21 protein-coding genes and 1 pseudogene are annotated in these 24,355 nt (G+C 73.8%); 16 read left to right on the top strand and 6 right to left on the bottom strand.

What is annotated here, in order from left to right:
- Positions 1-118: 118 nt before the first annotated feature.
- The gene (locus tag AB0G63_RS33935) at positions 119-940 is read right to left on the bottom strand and encodes an AbfB domain-containing protein (protein WP_360758364.1); all 822 of its coding nucleotides are present in this window, start codon (positions 938-940) and stop codon (positions 119-121) included.
- A gap of 361 nt (positions 941-1,301) precedes the next feature.
- Here AB0G63_RS33935 and dapD point away from each other — a divergent pair, with 361 nt between their 5' ends.
- Positions 1,302-2,291 (top strand): 2,3,4,5-tetrahydropyridine-2,6-dicarboxylate N-succinyltransferase, encoded by a 990-nt coding sequence (gene dapD / locus AB0G63_RS33930; RefSeq protein WP_360758362.1) that lies wholly within the window; start codon positions 1,302-1,304, stop codon positions 2,289-2,291.
- Between the two features lie 86 nt (positions 2,292-2,377).
- Here dapD and dapA read toward each other — a convergent pair whose 3' ends face one another.
- Positions 2,378-3,310, bottom strand: a complete 933-nt coding sequence (gene dapA / locus AB0G63_RS33925; RefSeq protein WP_360758361.1) for a 4-hydroxy-tetrahydrodipicolinate synthase — start codon at positions 3,308-3,310, stop codon at positions 2,378-2,380.
- Positions 3,311-3,469: 159 nt separating this feature from the next.
- Between dapA and AB0G63_RS33920 the strand changes: the two genes are divergently transcribed.
- The 4 genes from AB0G63_RS33920 (at position 3,470) to AB0G63_RS33905 (ending at position 5,336) form a co-directional block, all read left to right on the top strand.
- The gene (locus AB0G63_RS33920; RefSeq protein ID WP_360758359.1) at positions 3,470-3,601 is read left to right on the top strand and encodes a hypothetical protein; all 132 of its coding nucleotides are present in this window, start codon (positions 3,470-3,472) and stop codon (positions 3,599-3,601) included.
- Positions 3,598-4,287: a hypothetical protein gene (locus AB0G63_RS33915; RefSeq protein ID WP_360758357.1), complete on the top strand. Its 690-nt coding sequence runs from the start codon at positions 3,598-3,600 to the stop codon at positions 4,285-4,287. The genes AB0G63_RS33920 and AB0G63_RS33915 overlap by 4 nt, the downstream gene beginning before the upstream one ends.
- A gap of 66 nt (positions 4,288-4,353) precedes the next feature.
- The gene (locus AB0G63_RS33910; protein WP_360758355.1) at positions 4,354-4,767 is read left to right on the top strand and encodes a phage holin family protein; all 414 of its coding nucleotides are present in this window, start codon (positions 4,354-4,356) and stop codon (positions 4,765-4,767) included.
- Positions 4,764-5,336, top strand: coding sequence for a DUF3618 domain-containing protein (locus AB0G63_RS33905; RefSeq protein ID WP_360758353.1), 573 nt, complete (start codon positions 4,764-4,766; stop codon positions 5,334-5,336). Before AB0G63_RS33910 ends, AB0G63_RS33905 begins: the two co-directional genes overlap by 4 nt.
- Positions 5,337-6,193: 857 nt before the next feature.
- Here the strand turns inward: AB0G63_RS33905 and AB0G63_RS33900 are convergent.
- Both AB0G63_RS33900 and AB0G63_RS33895 read right to left on the bottom strand, forming a co-directional pair.
- On the bottom strand, positions 6,194-7,243 hold the full coding sequence (locus AB0G63_RS33900; protein WP_360758351.1) for a YihY/virulence factor BrkB family protein: 1,050 nt from the start codon (positions 7,241-7,243) through the stop codon (positions 6,194-6,196).
- 179 nt (positions 7,244-7,422) lie between these two features.
- The gene (locus AB0G63_RS33895; RefSeq protein WP_360758349.1) at positions 7,423-9,249 is read right to left on the bottom strand and encodes an endonuclease/exonuclease/phosphatase family protein; all 1,827 of its coding nucleotides are present in this window, start codon (positions 9,247-9,249) and stop codon (positions 7,423-7,425) included.
- Between the two features lie 273 nt (positions 9,250-9,522).
- On the opposite strand from AB0G63_RS33895, the gene AB0G63_RS33890 reads away from it, so the two are divergent.
- From AB0G63_RS33890 to AB0G63_RS33870, 5 genes and pseudogenes are all read left to right on the top strand, one after another.
- Entirely contained in the window at positions 9,523-10,950 is a 1,428-nt protein-coding gene (locus AB0G63_RS33890) for a hypothetical protein (protein ID WP_360758347.1), read from the top strand.
- Between the two features lie 171 nt (positions 10,951-11,121).
- A complete protein-coding gene (locus tag AB0G63_RS33885) occupies positions 11,122-12,570 on the top strand; it encodes an alkaline phosphatase PhoX (protein ID WP_360758345.1) in 1,449 nt (482 codons plus the stop codon).
- Positions 12,571-12,696: 126 nt separating this feature from the next.
- Entirely contained in the window at positions 12,697-13,344 is a 648-nt protein-coding gene (locus AB0G63_RS33880) for a GntR family transcriptional regulator (protein ID WP_360758343.1), read from the top strand.
- Positions 13,345-13,364: 20 nt separating this feature from the next.
- On the top strand, positions 13,365-14,381 hold the full coding sequence (locus AB0G63_RS33875) for a 1-aminocyclopropane-1-carboxylate deaminase (protein WP_360758341.1): 1,017 nt from the start codon (positions 13,365-13,367) through the stop codon (positions 14,379-14,381).
- 333 nt (positions 14,382-14,714) lie between these two features.
- Positions 14,715-15,014 (top strand): annotated as a pseudogene (locus AB0G63_RS33870) (TetR/AcrR family transcriptional regulator); the annotation flags it as partial.
- 48 nt (positions 15,015-15,062) lie between these two features.
- Here AB0G63_RS33870 and AB0G63_RS33865 read toward each other — a convergent pair.
- Together AB0G63_RS33865 and AB0G63_RS33860 are read right to left on the bottom strand one after the other, a co-directional pair.
- Positions 15,063-16,262, bottom strand: coding sequence for a TerD family protein (locus AB0G63_RS33865; protein ID WP_360758366.1), 1,200 nt, complete (start codon positions 16,260-16,262; stop codon positions 15,063-15,065).
- A gap of 195 nt (positions 16,263-16,457) precedes the next feature.
- Positions 16,458-17,267 carry an NAD(P)-dependent oxidoreductase gene (locus tag AB0G63_RS33860; RefSeq protein ID WP_360758339.1) on the bottom strand — a complete coding sequence of 270 codons (810 nt, stop codon included), beginning with the start codon at positions 17,265-17,267 and terminating at the stop codon, positions 16,458-16,460.
- Between the two features lie 254 nt (positions 17,268-17,521).
- On the opposite strand from AB0G63_RS33860, the gene AB0G63_RS33855 reads away from it, so the two are divergent.
- From AB0G63_RS33855 to araD, 6 genes are all read left to right on the top strand, one after another.
- Positions 17,522-18,463 carry a 5-dehydro-4-deoxyglucarate dehydratase gene (locus tag AB0G63_RS33855; protein WP_360758337.1) on the top strand — a complete coding sequence of 314 codons (942 nt, stop codon included), beginning with the start codon at positions 17,522-17,524 and terminating at the stop codon, positions 18,461-18,463.
- Positions 18,460-19,626, top strand: a complete 1,167-nt coding sequence (locus AB0G63_RS33850) for a hypothetical protein (RefSeq protein ID WP_360758335.1) — start codon at positions 18,460-18,462, stop codon at positions 19,624-19,626. Before AB0G63_RS33855 ends, AB0G63_RS33850 begins: the two co-directional genes overlap by 4 nt.
- Positions 19,627-20,536: 910 nt before the next feature.
- The gene (locus tag AB0G63_RS33845) at positions 20,537-20,983 is read left to right on the top strand and encodes a hypothetical protein (protein WP_360758334.1); all 447 of its coding nucleotides are present in this window, start codon (positions 20,537-20,539) and stop codon (positions 20,981-20,983) included.
- A gap of 30 nt (positions 20,984-21,013) precedes the next feature.
- Positions 21,014-21,718, top strand: coding sequence for a GntR family transcriptional regulator (locus AB0G63_RS33840; RefSeq protein WP_360758332.1), 705 nt, complete (start codon positions 21,014-21,016; stop codon positions 21,716-21,718).
- Positions 21,715-22,626, top strand: a complete 912-nt coding sequence (locus tag AB0G63_RS33835; protein WP_360758330.1) for a dihydrodipicolinate synthase family protein — start codon at positions 21,715-21,717, stop codon at positions 22,624-22,626. Before AB0G63_RS33840 ends, AB0G63_RS33835 begins: the two co-directional genes overlap by 4 nt.
- On the top strand, positions 22,614-24,344 hold the full coding sequence (gene araD / locus AB0G63_RS33830) for an L-arabinonate dehydratase (RefSeq protein WP_360758328.1): 1,731 nt from the start codon (positions 22,614-22,616) through the stop codon (positions 24,342-24,344). Before AB0G63_RS33835 ends, araD begins: the two co-directional genes overlap by 13 nt.
- Positions 24,345-24,355: the final 11 nt, after the last annotated feature.

The following is a 24,355-nucleotide window of genomic DNA, read 5'->3' as shown; positions in this document are numbered from 1 at the left end:
CGGGCGGGGCGGGGGGGCTTCTCGATCCCTCTACCACCCCCCCCCCCCCCGGGGGGGCGCCCCCCCGGCCGCCCCCCCCCCCCCCCCGCCTGTCTGTCTGTTGCCGGTGCGCCTGCGCTCAGGCGAGCCCGTCCACCAGCCGGAACGCCGAGTCCTGCCGGTACAGGTCGCTGTTCTGCCAGGGGTCCAGCTTCAGCCGGAAGTTCTGGTGGCGCAGGAAGCGCCCGGGGTAGTTCACCGACTCCAGCATGACCGCGCCCGGGAACGCCGAGGCGCGGGGGCAGAAGGTGGCGTCCTGCCGGAACAGGGCGGAACCGTCGTTGCGTTCGGCGCGCAGCAGGAAGTCGCGGTGGCGCAGGTAGCCGCCGTCGTGCGTGGCGAAGGAGTAGCAGGACGCGTCCGCCAGCCCCTTGACCAGCTTGAACGTGGAGTCCTCACGGTCGGCCGGGCCGCGCACCGGGTCGAGCCGCACGTAACCGTCGCTGACATGCCAGTAGTGGTCGGGATAGTTGACCGAGCGGACCGACCGCCGGACGTCCGCCGGCCGCGGTGAGGCCGAACCGGGCCCGGCCGACGGCGAGGCGGACCGCACGGGAGCGGGCGAGGCCGCGTCCGCCGAGACGCCCGGCCGGGGCCGGGCCGTCGTGGGCCCGGGCGAGGACGGGGCCTTCCGGTGCCGGGCGGGGGAGGCCGTGCCCGCGGACGGGGAGGCGAAGGAGATCAGCCCCGGCACGGTGGCCTCCGGCGAGGCGACCGCCGTCCGTGACGTGTCGCGTGTGCCCTCCCTGTTGACGGCGATCGTCGTCACACAGGCGACGACGGTGGCCAGGGCGAGGGCACCGGCCAGCCAGAGCCGCCGGGTGCCCGGTGCGCGGGAGGTGTCCTGCGCCCAGCCGTTCGCCCAGGGCTCATGAGGGGGCCGGGACCTGTTGTCGTGCATGCGCTGTTCCTCCAGCGGCGCACCACGGCGACGCACGGCCGCGGCGGCGATGACCCGGTATGTGAACGGTGAAACACTAGTGGACGTTGAGGCGTGGGAGCAGCTGTTTGAACAAGTGCGGTTTCCCCGTCTTCCGAGGCGGTGCGAGGCGCGTTCACAGGCCCGCGCGAGGCGCGCGGGGGCCGGGGCCGACGCCGGGGCCGACGCCGGCGTGGGTCCGTGGCTGTCCTCGGCCGCAGGCTCCCGCCGTCCGCCTGTGTGCCGTCCGCCTGTCCGCCTGTTCGCCCGCCTGAGGCTCGCCCCCTGAGACGCGGCGCGCGCGGGTTGGCCTCCGCGAGGCCCGGCCGGTTAGGTTGCCGTCATGACCGACACGACTGCACCCAGCACCACCGGGGCGGTGGCCGCCGGCCTCGCCACGATCGCCGCCGACGGCACCGTCCTCGACACCTGGTTCCCCGCGCCGGAGCTCGCCGCCGAGCCCGGCCCGTCCGGCACCGAGCGGCTGTCCGCCGAGCGGGCCGTGGAACTGCTCGGCGAGGGCGCCGCGAAGGCGGTCGGCCCGGACGCGCGCCGGGGCGTCGAGGTGGTCGCGGTCCGCACGGTCATCTCCTCCCTGGACGAGAAGCCCCTCGACGCCCACGACGTCTACCTGCGCCTGCACCTGCTCTCGCACCGCCTGGTCAGGCCGCACGGCCAGAGCCTCGACGGCATGTTCGGCTTCCTCGCCAATGTCGCCTGGACCTCCCTCGGCCCGGTCGCCGTCGACGACGTCGAGAAGGTGCGGCTCAACGCCCGCGCCGAGGGCCTGCACCTCCAGGTGACCTCGGTCGACAAGTTCCCGCGGATGACGGACTACGTCGTCCCGAAGGGCGTCCGCATCGCCGACGCCGACCGGGTGCGGCTCGGCGCGCACCTCGCCGCGGGCACGACGGTCATGCACGAGGGCTTCGTCAACTTCAACGCCGGCACCCTCGGCACGTCGATGGTCGAGGGCCGTATCTCCGCCGGTGTCGTCATCGGCGACGGCTCGGACATCGGCGGCGGCGCCTCGACCATGGGCACGCTGTCCGGCGGCGGCAACGTGATCATCTCCATCGGCGAGCGCTGCCTGATCGGCGCCGAGGCGGGCGTCGGCATCGCGCTCGGCGACGAGTGCGTGGTCGAGGCGGGCCTCTACGTCACCGCGGGCACCCGCGTCACCATGCCCGACGGTCAGATCGTCAAGGCCCGCGAACTCTCCGGCGCCTCCAACATCCTCTTCCGCCGCAACTCGGTCACCGGCACCGTGGAGGCCCGCCCGAACAACGCGGTCTGGGGCGGCCTGAACGAGATCCTGCACAGCCACAACTGACCGGCCGGCTCCCGCACCGCACACCTGCGCACGGCGCCCCGCCGGCTTCGTCGGCGGGGCGCCCGTTCGTGTCCGGGCCGTGCAGGTCAGTCGGTCGTGTACTCCGCGAAGGCCGTCAGCAGTTGCTCGGTCGCCTCGCGGCTTGCGGGCAGCAGTGGGGGGCGGACCGGGCCCGCGGGCAGTCCCAGTTCGTTCAGGAGGGCCTTGGCCGTGACCGTGCCGGGCAGGCCCGCCGACATCATCGCCTCGATGAGGGGCGTGGCGCGCTGCTGGAGGCGCGCGGCCCCCGCGGCGTCACCCGCGTCGAACGTGTCCAGGACCGCGCGGAGCCCGGACGGGACGACGTTGGCGACCGTGCTGATGTAGCCGGCGCCGCCCACCGCGTACAGGGCGAGGTGGTGTTCCTCGCAGCCCGCGTAGTAGGCGAGGTCCGTGCACAGCAGCACCTTCTGGGCGGCGAGGAAGTCGTAGGAACAGTCCTTGACCGCCACGATCCGGGGGTGCCCGGCGAGGCGGATCATCGTCTCGGGCTCGATGCGGGTGCCGGTGCGGCCCGGGATGTCGTACAGCACCACCGGCACGCCCGCCGCGTCCGCGACCGCCCGGAAGTGCGCCTCCAACGCGTCCTGCGGGGGCCTGCTGTAGTACGGGCTGACCACCAACAGGCCGTCCGCGCCCGCCTTTTCGGCCTGCCTGGCGAGTTCGACGCTGTGCCGGGTGTCGAAGGTGCCGACGCCCGCCACGATCGACGCGCGTGCGCCCACCGCCTCGCGCACCGCCGACACGAGCGCCGCCTTCTCCGCGTCCGTGGTGGTCGGCGACTCGCCCGTCGTCCCGGACAGCACCAGGCCGTCGCAGCCCCCGGAGACCAGGCGGTCGGCGAGCCGCTGCGCGCCGTCCAGGTCGAGCGCGCCCTCCTCGGTGAAGGGCGTGATCATCGCGCACAGGGCGCGGCCGAAGGGAGGGGCGGCGGGGACGCTGACGGGGGCGGCGGCGCGGGCGGTCGCGGGAGGCTTCATGGAGGCAGTCTCGGGCCGGCGGTTCGTGTAGCTCCACTTAATTTTCCTGCCGAATGATTCTTAGGAACGCTGAAGGATGGGCCGGGCCCTATGTCCAATTCGGCCCTTCATGGGTCACCATGGCCAGGACGGACACCGGCCACGGTCATGGGAGGCGTCATGAAGCTCGGCAAGGCACTCGCCACCGGAGTCGCGGAGGAACAGCCGCAGGCCCACGAGGAGCAGGACCTCGAGACCCCGCTTGAGACCGAGGAACTGAAGGCCCCCGAAGAGGTCCCGGCGGCCCGATGAGACTGCGGCTTCCGGAGGAACGCCCGACGGAGCCGCCGACCGGATACAAGATCGCCCACCCGGTGCTGTCCCAGGACGGCACCCGGGCCGGGTTCACCGGTGTGTCGCTGGGCGGCGCGCTGCCGTACGGCGTCGTGGCCGACGCGTCCTGCGTCTACGGCCTGCGCCACCGGGCTCCGCACCGCCGCTGCGACTGCGGCTTCCACTGCGTGCACGACCGCACCGCGGCCGAGGGACTGCTGAGCACGGCCGAGCACCGCACGGCCGTGCTGCTCGAGGTGTCGGTCCTCGGCGCCTACATCCGCTTCGAACGCGGCTTCCGCTACGCCCGCCAGCGGGTCCGCACCGCCACGGTCGGCGCGTGCGCGTGCGGCCGGCCCGCCACGGCACTGGCCGACGCGGGCTGGGGCCGCCCCGGCTGGCGGGCGCTCGCGCCGTCCTGCGCGGGCTGCCTGCGCGGCCGTACGGGGATGTCGCTCGCCGCGTTCGCGCGGCTGGCCGGGAACGGGCTGCGGGTGGTCGCGGGTGCGGGTGCCGCACCGCCTGGGGACGGCGCCGCCGTCGACGGGTTCGGGGTGCCGGAACTCGTCGCCGAGGCGGCCCTGTTGCAGGCGCGCCTGGACTGGTTCCAGACGCAGCTGGCCCGGCTGGGCGAGCCCGGGCCGGACGGCGGGCGCAAGGGGTAACCGCAGCCCGGTGCGGGTACCCGGGTGCCTCCGGCAGGAGAGGCGCACGAGAGGAGGCGGGACACCGTGAGCGGGACCACGGAAAACAGGCTGGACGGGCAGCGCTCGGTGGGCGAGCTCGTCAACCGGGCCACCGAGCAGCTTTCGCGGCTCGTACGACAGGAACTGGCCCTCGCCAAGGAGGAGCTGGCCGCGAAGGGCCGCCGGGCCGGACGCGGCGGCGGACTCCTCGGCGCCGCCGGCGCGGTCGCCTACGCCGGCCTGCTCGCCCTGGCCGCCACCGGGGCCGCCGCCCTCTCGCTGGTGCTGCCGGTCTGGGCCGCGGCGCTGATCGTGACGGGCGCGTTGTTCGCGATCGCGGGCGTGCTCGCCGTGACCGGCCGCGCCCAGTTGCGCCGGGCCGGACCGCCCACCCCCGAGCGGACTCTCGACAGCGTCAGGGCCGACGTCGAGGTGATCAGGGAAAGGGCGCACCGATGACGGACAGGGCAGGAGTGTCGGGCTCGGGGTCCCACGGCCCCGAGGAACTGCGGCGGCAGATCGAGCAGACCCGCGGCCAGCTCGGCGACACGGTCGCGGAGCTGGCGGGCAGGATCGACGTCAAGGGCCGGGCGCAGGCCCGCGCGGCCGACCTCCGGGACAAGGCGGGCGCGATGACCGTGCAACTGCGCAGCACCGCGGCGCAGGCCGGGCACAAGGTCCACGACACGGCGACGAAGGCCGGGCACCGGGTCCACGACCGGGCACTTCAGGCGGGCCACACGGCGCAGGAACGGGCAGTACGGACGGGTCACGCGGCTCAGGAGCGAGCGGTACGGGCGGGTCACACGGCTCAGGAACGGGCGCTGCGGGTGGGTCACACGGCTCAGGGGAGGACGGCGGAGACGGGGCAAGCGCTGGAGCGCAAGGTGGAGCGCGGCGTGCCGTGGCCCGCCCGGCCCGTGGCCACGGCGGCGGTCCGGCATCCACGTCCGGCGCTGGTCATCGGCGCGGCACTGGTCTTCGCCGCGGTGGTCGCGTGGCGGTACCCCAAGCCCGAGAAGCGGTAGTCGGCCGACGGCCCGGGCAGGAGCCGACGGCACGGCCGAAGTGAACGGGCACCCGGGACACCCGGGTGCCTGTCCATGCGGTGTCCGCTCGCGCTGGTGGCCACTCACGCCGGTGGCCGCCTGCGCGGCGTCGGACAACGCGGTGGCCCCCTGGGTGGTGCCAATCCACGCAGCGTCCCTCCGTGCGGTGCCGGCCCACGCGGTCCCCGCCCACGCGGTCCCCGCCCACGTGGTCCCCGCCTGCGCGGCGTCCGTCCGTGCGGCGTCCCTCCGTGCGGTGCCTGTCCGCGGTTCCGCGGCGCGGCGACCGGGAGCCCGCTTTACGGCCGGTCGGCCCGGCCGGATCCGCGCCGGCTGAGGCCATCGCCCGACCGGGTGTGCGGCGGGCGCGACAGGCGCCGGGCGCGGGGGCGCCGCGCTGCGCGCTCTGTCGCTCTCCGGCCGGGTCCGCGGACGCTTCGGCCGGTGCCACGTATCGCGTCGGCTTGGCGGCGCTACGGGCGCCGGTCCCCCTCGGCTCCGTCAACCGTCAGACGCCGCGCCGCGCGGCACCGGATCGTGCTGGGCCGTGCCGTGCCTGGCCGTGCGGGTCCGTGTCGGGTCGGGCCGTGCCGGGTCTGTGCCGTGCCGTGCCGCGTCGGGCCGGGCGGTGCCGCGTCGGCCGGTGCCGCGTCGGGTGGCCTTTGCGTGTTGCACGAGGTCGGGCGAGGCCGGCCGGCCCCGGCGGGTGTCGTGGGCTCGGTCCGTGGCGGTCCGCTGGTGGCTTCGCCGTGTCCGGGCCGGCCTGCCTCGGCGGGTGTCGCGCGCCTGCGCCGTGCCTCCGTGCCGGCCGTCCCGCGGTGGCCGTGCGGTCGGGGTTACGCGCCCGGGTGGGCCGGGTCGGGGAGGGTGCCCGGGGGTGCGCCGCCGGCGGGCGGCTGTGCCGGGCGTCGGCGGCGCCGGGCCGCCCGGAGCTTCGGCGGCCACTTCCGCGTGTCGCGGGGTTCCACGTACGGCTCCTCCGACGGCGGCCGCCCCTCGCAGACGATGGCCCGCTCGCGCGAGAGTTCGGCGTCGAACTCCAGCCCCAGCAGGATCGCCAGGTTGGTCAGCCACAGCCAGACCAGGAAGACGATGGCGCCGGAGAGGGTGCCGTACGTCCGGTTGTACGAGCCGAAGTTGGCCGCGTAGACCGCGAAGCCCGCGGACGCCACCAGCCAGATCAGCGTGGCGAGGACGCTGCCGGGGCTGATCCACCGGAAGCCGCGGCCGCGGACGTTGGGCGCGGCCCAGTACAGCAGGCCGATCATCATGACCACCAGGAGCAGCAGCACTGGCCACTTCGCCACGCCCCACACGGCGATCGCCGCCCGCCCCAGCCCGATCGCCGTGCCCACCCGCTCGGCCAGCGGCCCGGTGAAGACGACGATGACCGCGCTCGCGGCCAGCAGCACCATCAGAGCCACGGTCAGCGCCAGCCGCAGCGGCGTCAGCTTCCACACCGGCCGTCCCTCCGGCAGGTCGTACACGGCGTTGGAGGTGCGGATGAACGCGGCGACGTACCCGGACGCGGACCACAGGGCGAAGAGCAGCCCGGCCACGGCGAGTACGCCGCCCGTGCCGTTGCTGTCGCCGAGCTGGACGACGGCGTCCCGCAGGATGTCCCGGGCGGGACCGGGCGCCAGGTCGCCGATGTTGTCCAGGATCCTGTCCGTCGCGCGCTGCCCCACCACGCCCAGCAGGGACACCAGCACCAGCAGCGCGGGAAACAGCGAGAGCACGCCGTAGTACGTCAACGCGGCTGCCCGGTCGCCGAGTTCGTCGTCCAGCAGTTCCTTCGCCGTGCGCCGGGCCACCGCCCGCCAGGACCGTGCGGGCAGCCGGGCGGGACTGTCCTTGCCGCCCTCGTCGTTCTCGTCCTCGTCCATGACCAGCGTGTTGCCCGGATACGCCCGGCGAATCGCGGACGCGGCCCGAATCCTCCGGCCCGACGGGAGCATCCGGCCGGAGGATTCGGCAGGACGGGAGTATCCGGCCGGACGGGAGCATTCGGCCGGACGGGGGCCTCGCCCGGTGGCGAGGACCCCGTCCGGCACGACCCCTGGCGTTACGGGTGGAACCGCAGCACCTGCGGGTCGTGGTCGCTGATCTGGTCGTTGAACTCCGAGTTGATGTGCACGCTGTCGTACTCGAAGTCGCAGCCGCGCCGGATCGACGGGCTGATCAGGATCTGGTCCAGGACCTGCTCGTTGCCCTGGTAGTCGTAGGTGTACCGCTCGCTCCGCGGCAGCGACTTGATCGCCGACCACAGCTCGCCGTCACCCTCGAGGATCTTCGCGGTGTCGGAGAACTCGAAGTCGTTGATGTCGCCGAGCGCGATGACGTCCGCGTTCTTCTGCACGTCGAGGATGCTCTTGACGAAGGCGTTGACCAGCGTCGCCTGCTGGTGGCGCTGCACCTCCGAGCTGCGCACCGGCGGCTGGTACTGCGCGGTCAGGCCCTGGTCGCCGCCCTTGGAGTTGAAGTGGTTGGCGATCACGAAGACCGTCCGGCCGCGGAAGACGAACTCGCCGGCCAGCGGCTTGCGGCTGTCCTCCCAGGCGGCGTTCGTCGGGTCGATCCGGCCCGGGGAGGCGGTCAGGGCCGCCTTGCCGTGTTCCCTGGTGACACCGACGGCGGTCGTGGCGTCGCCGCCCGCGCGGTCGGTGAAGGAGACCCGCGCCGGGTTGAACAGGAACACCTGGCGGATGTTGCCGCCCGGCTGGCCGCCGTCCTCGTCGTTCACCGGGTCGATGGAGCGCCAGTCGTAGCGCGGGCCGCCCGCCGCGACGATCGCGTCGATCAGCTTGTTCACCGTCACGTCCGCGGCGGTGGTGCCGTCGTCCGTCGCGCCGGTGTTGTCCTGGATCTCCTCCAGGGACACGATGTCGGGCGACTTGAGGTTGTTCACGATCGCGGAGGCGTGCTCCTCGAAGGTGGCGTCGGACGGGTCGAGGTTCTCGACGTTGTAGGTGGCGACCGCCAGCTCGCCGTGCCGCTGCTTGTCGGTCGACTCCCGCTGGAGTCCGGCGCTTTCGAGGGCACCGATCCGGTTCGCGACGAGCGTGTAGCCGCCGTACTGGTTGTAGTCCAGCGGGCCGTCCGTGGTGCCGGTGAGGGTGTCGCCGACGTTCGCCTTCGGGAAGGCGGCGGTCGAGCCCAGCGACTGGATCTGCAGCCGGCCGGTGTTCTGGGAGTCGTAGGAGCCGTAGACCGTGCCGCCGCGGCGGTTGGCGTGCTCGCGCGGCTTCACCGTGACCCACAGCTCGGTGTAGGCGTCGGTGGCGGTGACCACACGGGTGTCGGCGACCTGGACGTTCATGCCCTCCAGGGACTCGTAGTAGTCCAGGGCGTACGCCGACGGGTCCAGCGCCAGACCGTTGACCGAGCCGTTCGCGGCGGTGTCGCCGGCCGGGGTGTAGGCGTCCGGCACCGAGTCCGCGTCGATCACCGTGGCCGCGGGCACCGCGTTGCCGCTGGAGACGACCGTGATCGTCGGCTTGGTGATCTCCGTGACCGACTGGTTGCCGCTCGAGGTGCCGCCGGGCACGTACTCCGAGACCGTGCCGCTGACCTTCACGGAGTCGCCGACGGCGACCTTCGGGGTGGAGCTGGTGAAGACGAACACGCCCTCGCTGGTGGCCGGGTCGGCGTCGGGGTTCGGGTCCTGGATCCAGAAGCCCTTGGAAGAGCCGTAGGTGCGCACGCCGGTGACGATTCCGGCCACGTCCGCGACCTTCTGGCCGGCGTACGGGGATATGCGGGTGGTCCCCTGGATGTCATGGATGCGCACGGAGTCGGCGTGCGCGGGAGAGGTCAGCACGACGGCGGAGGCCGCGGAACAGACGGCGGCGACGGTGAGCGCGGCGAGGCGCGCGGAAGACTTGCTCGGCAACGGGATCCCTCCGGGGACATACGTGAGCGCCGGGACGAGGGTGGAGCTGGCTGCGACGGTGACGCGCGTAGAAACCGGTGAACAGTTGTCCTCGGTTTCTACGCGCGTCAATCTCCTGCCTGGTCGCGCCAGTTGTCAAGGTTTCGGCCATGTACGGACCCTGGCGGGGAGATGAACCGGGCGGCATGGGTGGAAATCCGTCTAGGCTTCGACCTGAGTCGTACGTCGTCCAGGTGGTCGTACGGCCCCGAGCCGTTCTAGGAGAACCAGCCGATGTCAGACAGCTCCCCCCTGCCGCCGGTACGGCTGCGTCCCGAAGCGGAGCTGGCGCGGGACGCACTGTCCACGCCGTTGCTGTCCCGGGCCGCGCGGCTCGCCCGCTGGGCAGGCCCGGACACGCGTGTCGACGCCGCCGGCGGGCTGGTCGACGAGCAACTGCCCGCGGCCGCCGCGGCCCTCGGGCTGAGCGGGGACGACGCCGCCGCCTGCGCGAGCGAGGCCTGGCGGGTCGCCGTGGACACCGGCCTCGTCGAGATCGCCGACGAGGAGGCGGGCACCGTCGCGGCCGGCGAGGACCTGGCGCTGCTCACCGGCGGCTCGCCGCGCGACGTGCTCGGGGTGTGGCTGGGGGCGCTGGAGACGCTGCTGGCCGACGCGAGCGTGCCGGACCTGGACGGGCTGGTCGAGGCCATGGACGACGGCGGGCGGGTCGATCTCTCCGAGCTGGACTGGGACCCCGAGGCGGAGGCCGAGTTCCTGGACGGCGTCCTCGGCAACCTCTACCTGCTGACGGTCGGCGAGGACGGGCCGGGCGGGTCGCCGGTGCCGCTGCCGGCGCTCGCCGCGTCGATGCTCGTGCCCACCGACATGACCGAGCCCAGCAATGACGTGCTGGAAGAGGTCTCCGAGGCGATGATGCGCCTCGACGACCAGTTCCGGCTGCTCGAACCGGTGGGGCTGGTGGAGTACCAGCCGGTGGACGAGGCGCTGATGACGGACGCCGACGAGGAGCCCGCCGCGCCCGTCGACGAGACGGACGTCTCCCGCTACGGGATGGTGCGGCTGACCCCCCTCGGCCTGTACGGCGTGCGGGCCCGGCTGCTGGAGGCCGGGTTCCAGGCGCCCGCCGTCGGCGACCTGGCGGACAAGGGCGCCGACGCGCTCCTGGACGGCGCGGCGTCGTTCGGGCACACGGCGGCGCAGGCCGAGATCGAGCAGTGGCTAGCCCGCCGCGAACCGCTGGCCGCGGCACGGGAGTTGCTGGCGGCCGCGCGGGGCGGGGACGCCGGGGCGCCGCTGCGGCGGCTGCGCTGCCAGCAGGCGCTGTCGCTGGTCGGCGCGGAGGCCGAGCCGGCGCTGCGGGAGGTGCTCGACGACGCCGAACTGGGCGGGCTCGCCCGGGTCTGGCTGACCGAACGGCAGGCCGCCGACGTGCCGGCGCCCTCCGAGAAGATGATCTTCTGGCTGACCGTCGACACGGTGGCCGCCCAGCTCGCGGCCGAGGGAAACTCCGAGGAACTGCGGGCGCTGGTACAGGGGTTGGCGGCTCAGCACGGCGGTTTCTTCGAGGCCGCCTGGCGGGTGGACCACCCGGCGACGGCCGACGTCCTGGAGGCGATGGGGCGCCTGCACCCGGACAAGAAGATAGCCAAGCAGGCCCGCAAGGCCGCCTTCAAGGCCCGCTCGCAGCGCGGGGACTGACGTCTCGGGGGCTCGGGTCACGCCCGGTTCCTGTGAACGGTGCCCATGGATGCACAAAAGCGTGCGCGGTGACGTCGCCCGGTGTTCAGACCGCGTTCAGGCGCGGGCGGGACGGTGGCGCCGACCCGTCGTTCGCCACCCTCCACGGCACCCACCGTCACAGGAGACTCCATGTCGCTCACCCGCAGGGACTTCGCCGCGAAATCCGCGATCACCGGCGCCGGTGTCGCGCTGGCGGGCAGCGTCGGCGCACTCGCCACCGCGCCGGGCGCCCTCGCGTCCACGGAGACCGAGCGTGCCGGGGAGGAGCCGGCCGACGCGCACGGCGGCGTCGGCTACGGTCCCCTCGTCCCCGACCCGGACGGCATCCTCGCGCTGCCCGCCGGCTTCTCGTACCGGATCGTCACCTACAGCGGCAGGACCAGGCTGGAGTCCGGCGAGTTCACCCCGTCCAACCACGACGGCACCTCCGCCTTCGACGGTCCCCGCGGCGCGACCCTCCTGGTCAACAACCACGAGCTCAAGGGCCCGCGGGCCAACTGGAAGTACCCCGTCCCGCTCACCGACGGCCTGGTCTACGACCCCGCCGCGTCCGGCGGCTGCACGGTCGTGGAGGTGCGCCGCGACCACGTCGCCGAGTGGGTCGGCATCGCCGGCACCTCCACCAACTGCGCCGGTGGCAACACCCCTTGGGGCACCTGGCTGACCTGCGAGGAGACCGAGGACAAGGCCGGCCAGAACGGCATGACCAAGGACCACGGCTACGTCTTCGAGGTCGACCCCGAGGACCGCCGGGCCAACCGCGACCCGAGGCCCGTCAAGGCGCTGGGCCGGTACGCCCACGAGGCCGTCGTCGTCGACCCCAAGCGTGGCCACCTGTACCTGACGGAGGACGCGTCCGGCCCCAACGGCCTGCTGTACCGCTGGACCCCGCCGGAGGGCTTCCGCCACGGCCGCGGCAAGCTGCGCACCCTCGCCGACGACGCGGGCGTGCTGCAGGCGTTCAAGTGCTTCGACTCCGGCGGCAAGTTCGTCGACGACCTCTCCCGCGCCACCCGGACCGGCACGGTGTACGGCGTCGACTGGGTGGACGTGCCCGACCGCGACGCGAAGACGGTGTCGGTGCGCAAGCAGTTCACCGACGGCCAGGTCACCCGCTCCCGCAAACTGGAGGGCATGTGGTGGGGCGACGGCGGCGCCTACGTCGTGGCCTCCTACGCCCGCGCCGAGAGCCCCGGCACCGCGCACGACGGCCAGGTCTGGTTCTACGACCCCAAGCGCCGCACCCTCACCCTGAAGGTCCTGCTCGGCGTCAACACCGACCCCTCCGCCGACGGCGCCTTCGACGGCCCCGACAACATCACCGTCTCGCCGTACGGCGGGCTCGTCATCGCCGAGGACGGCGAGGGCGTGCAGCACCTGTTCGGCGCCACCGACAGCGGCCGCACGTACCCCATCGCCCGCAACGAACTGAACATCGGCACCGCGGCGGAGCCCGAGTACAGCGAGTTCACCGGCGTCACCTTCTCTCCCGACGGAAAGACCCTGTTCGCCAACATTCAGACCCCGGGCATCATGCTCGCTATCACGGGGCCGTGGAAGCGGCAGAAGCGCGGCTGACCCGCCGGCCCGCCCTTCCCCGCAGGCGCCGAGCCGTCCCCCGCGCACCGAGTCGTGGCCCGCACCTCACCGCAGGTGCGGGCCACGGCCTTGTCCGCCCGCTCTCTGACATCTAACATTTCAGTCGTGGAGGCCATCCGACCCGTCCGGCGCACCCTGCTCAGGGACCGGGCGTACGAAGCGATCCGGGACGCCATCGTGGCCGGGGAGATCGAGCCCGGCACGGTGGTGCGGGACGCCGACCTCGCCGAGCGGCTGGGACTGTCCCGGGCGCCGGTGCGGGAGGCGTTCTCCCGGCTCGTGGACGAGGGGCTGCTGGAGAGCAAGCCGCAGAGCTACACGCGGGTGACCCCGGTCGTCGCCGCCGACGTGCGGGACGCGGCGGCCGTGGTCGGCGCGATGCACGAGCTGGTGGCGCGGATCGCGGTGCCCCGGCTGTCCGCGGCGGACGTGGCGGCGATGCGCGCGGCCAACGAGCGGTTCGCCGCCGCCGTCGGCTCGGGTGACGTGGACGCGGCGGTGCGCGCCGACGACGACCTGCACGACGTCCTGGTCCGCGTCGCCGGCAACCGCGCGGCCGCCGCCACCGTCGCCCGCTACACCCCGCTCATCCGCCGGCTGGAGCGACGCCGCTTCGGTGAGGGTGGCACCTGCCGTTCGGCGGGCCTGCACGAGCAGCTGATCGCGGCCTGCGCGGCCGGTGACGCGGACACCGCCGTCCGGGTCACCGCGGAGATCTGGCGCGGCCTCGCCGAACTCGCCGACGGCGACTGACCCCGACCCCGGGAGGACACATGTCCCTTTCCTCGTACGACCGTTACCCGCTGCTCTTCGGGCCGTCGCCCGTGCACCCCCTGGAACGGCTGACCGCGCACCTCGGCGGGGCCTCCCTGTGGGCCAAGCGCGAGGACTGCAACTCCGGCATCGCCTACGGCGGCAACAAGACCCGCAAGCTGGAGTACCTGGTCGCCGACGCGCTGGCGAAGGGCTGCGACACGCTCGTGTCGATCGGCGGGGTGCAGTCCAACCACACCCGCCAGGTCGCCGCCTGCGCCGCGCGCGCCGGGCTGAAGTGCGTGCTGGTGCAGGAGAGCTGGGTGGACTGGCCGGACTCCGTGTACGACAAGGTCGGCAACATCCTGGTCAGCCGCCTCGCCGGGGCCGACGTGCGGCTGGTGCGCGCCGGGTTCGGGATCGGGTTCAAGGAGAGCTGGGAGCAGGCGCTCAGGGAGGTCGAGGAGTCGGGCGGGAAGCCGTACGCCATCCCGGCCGGGGCGTCCGACCACCCGCTCGGCGGCCTCGGGTTCGCCGGGTGGGCGTACGAAGTCGCCGAGCAGGAGCGGGAGCTGGGCGTCTTCTTCGACACCGTGGTGGTGTGTTCGGTGACCGGGTCGACGCAGGCGGGCATGGTCGCCGGGTTCGCCGCCCTGGAGCAGGCGGGCGGGCGGCCGCGGCGGGTGATCGGCATCGACGCGTCGGCGAAGCCGGCCGCCACCCGCGCGCAGATCGCCCGGATCGCTCACAACACCGGTCGACTCATCGGCGTGGAGCGGGAGTTGACCGAGGAGGACGTCGAGCTCGACGAGCGCTACCACGCGGGCACGTACGGCATCCCGGACGAGGCCACGCTGGAGGCGATGCGGCTCGCCGCCCGCACCGAGGGGATGGTCACCGACCCGGTGTACGAGGGGAAGTCGATGGCCGGGATGGTCGACCTGGTCGCGCGCGGGGAGATCGGCCGGGACGCCACCGTCCTCTACGCCCACCTGGGCGGACAGCCCGCGCTCAACGCCTACAGCGCCCTGTTCTGACCGGGCCGCGCACCGTCCGCAGGCGGCTCGACACCACCCCGAAGGCGCGCGCGGAACCGCGCGACCGGCCACGACGGCGCGGCGGCTGAGGGACGGCCCGGTCCGGCGCGGTCCGGCCCGGTCCGGCGCGGTCCGGCCCGGTCCGGCCCGGTCCGGTCCGGCGCGGCCCGGCGCGGTCCGGCCCGGCGCGCTCAGCCCTCACAGCGCCCTGTTCCGACAGCGCCCTGAAGGCGCGCGGGGGACAGCGTGACCGGCCACGACTCCGCGGCGGCTGATCGACGGCCCGGCCCGGCCGGGCGCGGCCCGGCGCGGCACGCACTCCAGCGGAGCGCCGAGGTCTGTCTGGGCGCGATCCAGGTCCGCGGCCTGAAGTCCCTGCTGGGCTCGGCCGTCACGGACGGCAGCAACGTCGCGCTCACCGCGTGCGCGGGCAGTACGAAGGGGGCGGCGGTGAAGCTGGTGGCGGCGGCGCAGCGGGAGGGGACCCTGCGGGGCGACGTCGAGCCGATCGACGTGCTGCGCCTGACCCGCGGCATCAGCACCGCCTCGGAACTCGCGAGCGGCGGGGTCGGGCAGGTCCGCCGGTACCTGTCGCTGCTCATGGACGGACTGCGGCCCGCGGCCGGGAAGTGACCGCCGGGCGCCCCCGGTCCGGGGGCGCCCCGGGCGTCGTACGGACGCCTACAGCGCCTGGGCGGCCGGCTTGACCATGCCCCGGACCGTGCGCGCCTTGACGAAGTCGCCCATGGCCGTCATGTCCCACTCGCCGGAGAACTGGCGGATCAGCTTCGCCATCATCACGCCGGTCTGCGCCTCGGCGTTGGTGAGGTCGAAGCGGACCAGCTCCTCGCCGGTCGTGCCGTCCAGCAGGCGGCAGTAGGCCTTGGCGACCTCGGTGAACTTCTGGCCGGAGAAGGAGTTCACCGTGAACACCAGACCGGTGACCTCCTGGGGGAGGCGGCCGAGGTCGACGACGATGACCTCGTCGTCGCCGGCGCCCTCGCCGGTGAGGTTGTCGCCGGAGTGCTTGACCGCGCCGTTCAGGATCTGCAGCTTGCCGAAGTAGCAGCTGTCGATGTGGTTGCGCTGCGGGCCGTAGGCGATCACCGACGCGTCCAGGTCGATGGACTTGCCGCGGTACGCCGGCTCCCAGCCGAGGCCCATCTTGACCTGCGACAGCAGCGGGCGGCCGCCCTTGACGAGGGAGACGGTCTGGTTCTTCCGGAGGCTGACGCGGCCCTTGTCGAGGTTGATCTTCCCGGCGCCGGGGGCGGGCGGGGCGGGCGGCGCCGGCGGGACCGGGGGAGCGCCGAGCGGAGCGGCCGGGGGCGTCACCGGCGCCTGCGGCGCGGGCATCGGGGAAGCCGCCGGCTGCGGCGCGGGGGCCGGTTCCTCCACCGTCACGCCGAAGTCGGTGGCGATGCCGGCCAGACCGTTCGCGTACCCCTGGCCGACCGCCCGTGCCTTCCACACGCCGCCCCGCAGGTAGATCTCCATGACCACCAGCGCCGTCTCGGTGCCCAGCCGCGGGGGCGTGAACGTGGCCAGCACGCTGTGGTCGTCCGCGTTGCGGAGGGTGGCCGTCGGTTCGATGCCCTGGAAGGTCTGCCCGGCCGCGTCCGGGCTGGCCGTGACGACGACCTTCTCGATGCCCGGCGGGAGCGCGGTGGTGTCGACCGTGATCGCGTCGGGCGCCGTGCCGCCGCCGGAACGGTAGGTCACGCCCGGGCCGGCGGGCTGGTTGTAGAAGATGAAGTCGTCGTCGGAGCGCACCTTGCCGTCGGCGGTGAGCAGCAGGCCCGAAACGTCGAGCCGCACCGGGGCGGCGACGTCCACCGTCACGCGGGCGGCGGAGAGCGGGATGTTCGAGCCGGGGGTCATAGCTGTCATGCCGGGTGAACGAGCGGAGGCGTTTTGCCGTTCCCTTACTCCCCCCTCGCGCCCCCGGCTGCTCCCCGCCGGCGCCGCCCCGGCCGCTCCCCCTCCCGCGCTGTCCCGCGGCACCACGAAGGCGCGGGCCGGCACGTTCGGTGCCCGCCCGCGCGAACGTCTGTTCCCGGATGCGGCCGTACCGGATCAGTACGGCCAGATCGGCGGGTCGCTGACGAAGTGGCCGCCGAGGCAGGCGTGCGCCACGTTCTCCGGGTCCAGCTCGCCCTGTTCGGCGATGAGCTTCTCGGCGAACGGCTCGGAGTCGTCCTGCGGTTCGTAGCCGAGCGCCCGCGCGCTGGACAGGTCCCACCACAGCCGGGTGTTGGCGGAGGAGCCGTAGACGACGGTGTGCCCGACGTTCTCGGCGGTCAGGGCCGCGTGGAAGAGGCGGGCGCCGTCGGCCGGGCTCATCCACACCGACAGCATCCGGACGCTGGTGGGCTCGGGGAAGCAGGAGCCGATGCGCACCGACACCGTCTCCAGGGCGTACTTGTCCCAGTAGAACTGGGCCAGGTCCTCGCCGAAGGACTTGGACAGGCCGTAGAAGGTGTCCGGGCGGTGCGGGGTGTCGACCGGGATCAGCGGGTCGTCGCCCTGCGGGCGCGGGGTGAAGCCCACGGCGTGGTTGGAGGAGGCGAAGACGACGCGGCCCACGCCCTCCTCGCGGGCGGCCTCGTAGACGTTGTAGGTGCCCTCGATGTTCGCCCTGAGGATCTTCTCGAAGGGGGCTTCCAGGGAGATGCCGGCGAGGTGGATGATCGCGTCGACGCCCCGTACGGCCTCGCGCACGGCGTCCTTGTCGGCCAGGTCGGCGGTGATCGCGTCCGGGTCGCCCTCGATGGGGTGCAGGTCGAGCAGCCGCAGCTCGTAGCCGAAGGCGGGGAGCAGGTTCCGCATCAGGGTGCCGACTCCGCCGGCTGCGCCGGTGAGCAGAACGGTGCGGGGAGCGGGCATCCTCGGTTCTCCTTGGTCCGCCGCCTCTGACAGGTGGCCGCATGCGTGGACGGTATTCACATTCGTGGACACGCTAAGGAGCGGTGCCGCACTCCGTCAAGTGTGGCGCGGTGCCGGGGGGTTCTGTCCGTCTTCCGGCGCCGTGTTGCCGGTTTGCGCGCTTGACCGCCCCGGAGAGGGCTCCCTAGGGTGGCATCGTTCAGAAATATGGACGCTGATCAGAATTACGTACGCGCCTGCCTCAGGGAGAGCCCGTGACGCCTGCCCCTCTCGCCGCTCGACTCAGCATCCCCAGCGGGCCGCTGTTCTTCCCCGTCACCGCCTTCGCCCCCGACGGCGGCCTCGACCTCGACGCCTATCGCACGCACGTGCGCGCCGGGGTCGAGGCCGGAGCCGCCGCGGTCTTCGCCTGTTGCGGCACCGGCGAGTTCCACGCGCTCACCCCCGAGGAGTTCGAGACGTGCGTGCGGGCGGCCGTCGAGGCGACGGCGGGCCGGGTGCCGGTCGTCGCCGGCGTGGGCTACGGCACCGCGCTGGCCGTGCGGTACGCGCGGCTCGCCGAGGCGGCCGGCGCGGACGGCCTGCTGGCCATGCCGCCGTACCTGGTGGTCGCCGGGCAGGAGGGGCTGCTGCGGCACTACCGCGAGATCGCCGCCGCGACCGCGCTGCCCGTGATCGTCTACCAGCGCGACAACGCCGTGTTCACTCCGCGCACGGTCGTCGAACTGGCCCGAACGGACGGGATCATCGGCTTCAAGGACGGGCTCGGCGACCTCGACCTGATGCAGCGCGCCGTCAGCGCCGTGCGCACCGAGGTCCCGGACGGCTTCCTCTACTTCAACGGCCTGCCCACCGCCGAACAGACCCAGCTCGCCTACCGCGGCATCGGCGTCGGCCTGTACTCCTCCGCCGTCTTCTGCTTCGCCCCGGAGATCGCCCTGGCCTTCCACACGGCCCTGCGGACCGGCGACGACACCACCGCGCACCGCCTCCTCGACGGCTTCTACCGGCCCCTCGTCGAACTGCGCGCGCAGGGCCGCGGCTACGCCGTCTCCCTCGTCAAGGCCGGCGTACGGCTGCGCGGACTCGACGTCGGCGAGGTCCGGCCCCCGCTGGACGAACCGGCCGAGGACCACGTCAAGCAGCTCGCCCGGCTGATCGAGCGCGGGTACGCGCTGCTGGAGGAGGACAAGTGAGGGCGTCGGCGTTCGTCTACCCCTGGGACGTCAACGGGGACCCGGCGGCCGCCGGGCTCGTCGCCGGGCTCGGCGTGGCGCAGGTGACGCTCGCCGCCGCCTACCACTCCACGCGCGCGCTGACGCCCCGTCACCCGCGCCACCGCGTCGTCACCGCCGAACACGCCGCCGTCCTCTACCCGCCGGACGACCGCCGCTGGGCGGGCCGCACCCTGCGCCCCCACCCGGCCGGCGACTGGGCGTCCGGCGACGCCTGCGGCGAGGCGGCGTCGGCGCTCGCGGACGCCGGCCTGGAGGTCCACACCTGGGTGGTGCTCGCCCACAACTCCCGCCTGGGCGCGGAACATCCGGACACCTCCGTCGTCAACGCCTACGGCGACCGCTACCCGTGGGCCCCGTGCATCGCGCAGCCCGCCACCCGCGCGTACCTCGTCGACCTCGCCGCCGAGGCCGCCGTACGCCCAGGGGCACGCGGCACCGAACTGGAGTCCCTCGGCTGGTACGGGCTGCAGCACCTGCACGCCCACGACAAGACCGGCGGGGTCGCGCTCGGCGAGGCCGGGCAGTACCTGATGTCGCTCTGCTTCTGCCCCGCCTGCCGGGACGGCTACGGCGCCCGGGGCCTGGACGCCGACGAGCTGGCGGTCGCCGTGCGCGCCGCGCTGGAGCCGCTGTGGCGGGGAGCGCCCGACGACGGAGGCTGGGCGGGCGTGGAGAAACTGCTCGGCGAGGCGAACGCGGCGGCCACCCGCGCGTGGCGCGACGAGCAGGCCCGCACGCTCCAGGAGGCGGCGGTCCGGGCCGTGCGCGCGGCGGCCCCCGACGGCTTCCGGGTGCTCCTGCACGCGGACCCGGTGACGTACCACTGCGGCGCCAACGCGGGTGTGGACCCGGCGCACGTCCTGACCGTCGCGGACGGCGTGGTCGTGCCCTGCACGGGCGGGCCCGCCCTGCTCACGCCCTTCGCGGAACAGAGACGGCAGGACGCCGTCCTGGCCGCCAACTTCACCGTCGTGTCCGGCATGGGCGGCAGCCCGGACACCCTCGCCGCGGACGCGGCCCGCGCCCGCGACCTCGGCGCGACGGAACTGCGCCTCTACCACGCGGGCCTGGCCTCGGACGCCGACCTGACGGCAGTACGGGAGGCACTCACCGCCCTCTGAACGGGCGAGCTCCGCACCGGCCGGGTCCGCGGTTGCGGCGCGGCGGACCCGGCCGCGGGCGGGCCGCCGTCTGCCGCACGCCTTCGGCGCCCGGCAGACGGCACCGGCCCCCGTGGCGTGCGCACGGGGCGCGGTGCGGGACGGCGACCCTGGGTGCGGCGCTCGCGGTCTTTGGGCGGGTGGGTTCTGGTGGCCGGGCCGGCGGTTGCCGCGCGGCGGATTCGGCTGGCGGGCCACCGGTGCTGCATGTCTTCGGCGCCTGGCAGGCGGCGCGCGCACGGCGGCGTGGCTGCGCACGGGGCTGTGGTGCGGGACGGCGGCCCTGGAAGCGGTGGGCTCGCGGTCTTTGGGCGGGTGGGTTCCGGCGCCGGGCGCGCGGTTGCCGCGCGGTGGGTGCGGCCGCGGGCGGGCCGCCGGTGTCGCCGCCTTCGGCATCCGGCAGGCGACGCGCGCACGGTGTGTGGTGCCCGCACGGCGGTGTGGCGTGCCATGACGGTGCGGCGTGCGGACGGCGAGCCCGGGGCAGGGTGTTCGCGGCTTTCGAGGGGGTGGGTTCCGGCGGCCGGGTCCGCGGCTGCCGCGCGGCGGGCCCGGCCGCGGGCGGGCCGCCGACTGCCGCATGCCTTCGGCGCCCGGCGCCCGGCGCCCGGCGCCCGAGCCCGGCGAGCGGCGTGCGCGGTGGTGGTGCGGGCACGGCGACGTGGTGCGCGGTGCCGGATGGCTGCTTGCGGTGACTTTCCGGGCGTGGGCGGTCCGCGTCTCAGGCACTCCTGCGCGGAGCCGCACCATGGCCGGTACCGCTCTTGACCTTCGGCCGCAGGCACGGACCGTGACGCCGCTCGTGGACGGTGTGCGCGGCGACCGGCTCGCCCGCCCGACGCCGACCTGTCCGGGCTGAGCGGTGCGGAACATGCCGGCCCGGTCCACCCGACCGGGCCGGCCGTCGACTTTCGCGACGCCGCCCGCAAGCACCCGGGCGTCCCTGACCGGCACCGCGCCGGACGCCGCCGCCTGCGGCATCGGCCCCACCCGGCGCGCCGCGCCGACGCAGGCCCTCGGCACGGTCGCCGACGTCTGGCGCGACCCGGTCGCGTGGCCCGGCACGACCAGCGCCGAGGGCCCGGACCTGCCCGGCGCGGTCGCCGGCGCCGCCGGCGCCGCCGTCGCCGACGAGCCGGTGATCCACGGCTGGGACCCGGTCCGCGCCCGCGGCCCGCCGTACGAGCCCGATCCGGCCGCACCACGAGTCACCTGGGCAACCGCAACTTCTCTTGTCAGAAGCATTGACGAAACACCGGCCCGCTCCTACCTTCAACGCGTCGTACTTCGTACGTCATATATGAGACGCGATACGTGAGATCCGATACGCGAGATCCGAGAGGCGCGCATGACCTCTGTGCCCACCCCGATCCCCTCCCGCACGCAGTACGTGCAGGAGGAGATCAAACGCCGCATCCTCACCGGGCAGTTGACGCCGGGACAGGCCCTGGTCGAGACCGAGCTCGCCGCACGGTTCGGGGTGTCCAAGACCCCGGTGCGGGAGGCGCTCAAGACCCTGGCAGGCACCGGGCTCGTCGTGATGAACCAGTACAAGGGCGTCACGGTGCGCATGGTGGACGCGGACATGGCGCGCGAGGTCTACGACGTGCGGCTGCTGCTCGAGCCCGAGGCGCTGCGGCGGGCGGTGCGCCGCGGCGCCTCCCTCGACGCCGCACGTGACGCGCTGACCCGCGCCGACGCGGCCACCGACACCGCCGAACGGTCCCTCGCCAACCGGGAGTTCCACCGCGCCCTGTACCTGCCGTGCGGCAACCCGCTGCTCGGCCGGATGCTCGACGAGGTCCGCGACCAGGCCGCCCTCGTCTCGGCCGTGGCCTGGGCGGCCTCGCCCTCCTGGGAACGGGAGGCCGCGGAGCACCGGGACATCCTGCGGCTGGCGCTGGACGGCGACGCGGACGGCGCGGCCCGTGCCCTGCACGCCCACATCGCGCAGTTCGTCGAGCGCGCGTTCCCGGGGACGGCGGACCAGGCAGCGGACCAGGCAGCGAGCCAGGCAGCGAACCAGGCAGTGAATCAGGAAGGCACGGAATGAGCAGCGTGACGTTCGAGACCCAGCGGGCGGCCCTGGCCGACGTGGTGGCGATCCCGGTGACCCCGTTCGCCGAGGACGGCTCCGTCGACGCCGGCGTCCACCGGGCCCTGCTGCGTCGGATGCTCGACGGCGGGGTGAAGATCCTCACCCCCAACGGCAACACCGGCGAGTTCTACGCCCTCACCCCCGAGGAGCGCAGCCTCGTCACCGAGCTGACGGTCGACGAGGCCGGCGACCGCGCCGCGATCCTCGTCGGCGTCGGCCACGACGTTCCCACCGCCGTCGCGTCCGCCCGCCACGCCCGCGACCTGGGCGCCCAGATGGTGATGGTCCACCAGCCGGTCCACCCCTACGTCTCCCAGAACGGCTGGGTCGACTACCACCGCGCGATCGCCGAGGCGGTTCCCGAGCTGGGCGTCGTCCCCTACATCCGCAACGCGCAGCTCAGCGGCTTCCGCCTGGCCGAACTCGCCGACGTCTGCCCGAACGTCATCGGCGTGAAGTACGCGGTCCCGGACGCCGCCAAGTTCGCCGCGTTCGCCCGGGACGCGGGCCTGGAGCGCTTCGTGTGGATCGCCGGACTCGCCGAACCGTACGCGCCCTCCTATTTCTCCGCGGGCGCCACCGGCTTCACCTCCGGGCTCGTCAACGTCGCCCCGTCCGTCTCGATGAACATGATCGAGGCGCTGCGCTCCGGCGACTACCCGGCCGCCATGAAGGTGTGGGAGCAGATCCGCCGCTTCGAGGAACTGCGCGCCGCCAACGGCTCCGCCAACAACGTCACCGTGGTCAAGGAGGCCCTCGCCTCCCTCGGCCTGTGCCGCCGCGACGTCCGCCCGCCGAGCAGGCCGCTGCCCGAGGACGAGCGCGCCGAGGTCGCCGCGATCGCCTCCGGATGGTCGATATGAAGCGCCCCGAGGAACTCAGAAGCCACCAGTGGTACGGGACCGACGGCCTCCGCTCCTTCAGCCACCGCGCCCGCACCCGCCAGCTCGGCTACCTGCCCGAGGAGCACCTCGGCAAGCCCGTCGTCGCGATCCTCAACACCTGGTCCGACATCAACCCCTGCCACGTCCACCTGCGCGACCGCGCGCAGGCCGTGAAGCGGGGCGTGTGGCAGGCGGGCGGTTTCCCGCTGGAGTTCCCGGTCGCCACGCTCAGCGAGACCTTCCAGAAGCCGACCCCGATGCTCTACCGCAACCTGCTCGCGATGGAGACCGAGGAACTGCTGCGGTCGTACCCCGTCGACGGTGCCGTGCTGATGGGCGGCTGCGACAAGTCCACCCCCGCGCTCCTGATGGGGGCGGCCTCCGTGGACCTGCCCACCGTGTTCGTGCCCGCCGGTCCCATGCTGCCCGGCCACTGGCGCGGCGAGGTCCTCGGCTCCGGCACCGACATGTGGAAGTACTGGGACGACAAGCGGGCCGGCCTGATCGGCGACTGCGAGATGCAGGAACTGGAGAGCGGCCTCGCCCGCTCGCCCGGCCACTGCATGACGATGGGCACCGCCTCCACGCTCACCGCCGCCGCCGAGGCCCTCGGCGTCACCGTGCCCGGCGCCTCCAGCATCCCGGCCGTCGACTCCGGGCACGACCGGATGGCCGCCAGGGCCGGGATGACGGTCGTCGACCTGGTCCGCAAGGACCGCAAGCTGAGCGACATCCTCACCCGGGACGCCTTCGAGGACGCCGTCACCACCGTCCTCGGCCTCGGCGGCTCCACCAACGCCGTCATCCACCTGATCGCCATGGCCGGACGCGCGGGAGTGCGCCTCACCCTGGACGACTTCGACCGCATCGCGCGCACCGTGCCGGTGCTGGCCGATGTCCGGCCCGGCGGCCAGAAGTACCTCATGGAGGACTTCCACTTCGCCGGCGGCCTGCCCGGGTTCCTCTCCCGCATCCCCGACCTGCTCCACCTGGACCGGCCGACGGTGTCGCACGACACCCTGCGCGAGCAGCTCGCCGGGGCGCGGGTCCACGACGACGACGTCATCCGGCCCCGCGACAACCCCGTCGCGAACGAGGGCGGAGTCGCCGTGCTGCGCGGCAACCTCTGCCCGGACGGCGCCGTCATCAAGCACATCGCCGCCGAGCCGCACCTGCTGAAGCACACCGGTCCCGCGGTCGTCTTCGACGACTACCGGACGATGCAGCGCACCATCGACGACCCGTCGCTGGGCATCACCGCCGACAGCGTGCTGGTGCTGCGCAACGCCGGCCCCAAGGGCGGCCCGGGCATGCCCGAGTACGGGATGCTGCCGATCCCGGACCACCTGCTGAAGCAGGGCGTGCGGGACATGGTGCGGATCTCCGACGCCCGCATGAGCGGCACCAGTTACGGCGCCTGCGTGCTGCACGTGGCACCCGAGTCGTACGTCGGCGGGCCGCTGGCCCTGGTGCGGACCGGGGACCCGATCACCCTCGACGTCGAGGCCCGCACCCTCCATCTCCACGTGGACGACGAGGAGCTGGCCCGGCGCCGGGCGGCGTGGACGCCGCCGCCCACCCGCTACGAGCGCGGCTACGGCGCGCTCTACAACGAGCAGATCACGCAGGCCGACACCGGCTGCGACTTCGAGTTCCTCGCCCGTCCGGGCCGGGTCGCCGACCCGTACGCGGGCTGAACCACCCCACC

Origin of the sequence: Streptomyces sp. NPDC020996 (genome assembly GCF_040641355.1) — a bacterium.
In the GTDB taxonomy this organism is placed as follows: Bacteria; Actinomycetota; Actinomycetes; order Streptomycetales; family Streptomycetaceae; genus Streptomyces.
The sequence above is the reverse complement of the archived record's forward strand: the minus strand, read 5'-3'. Positions and strand labels throughout refer to the sequence as shown.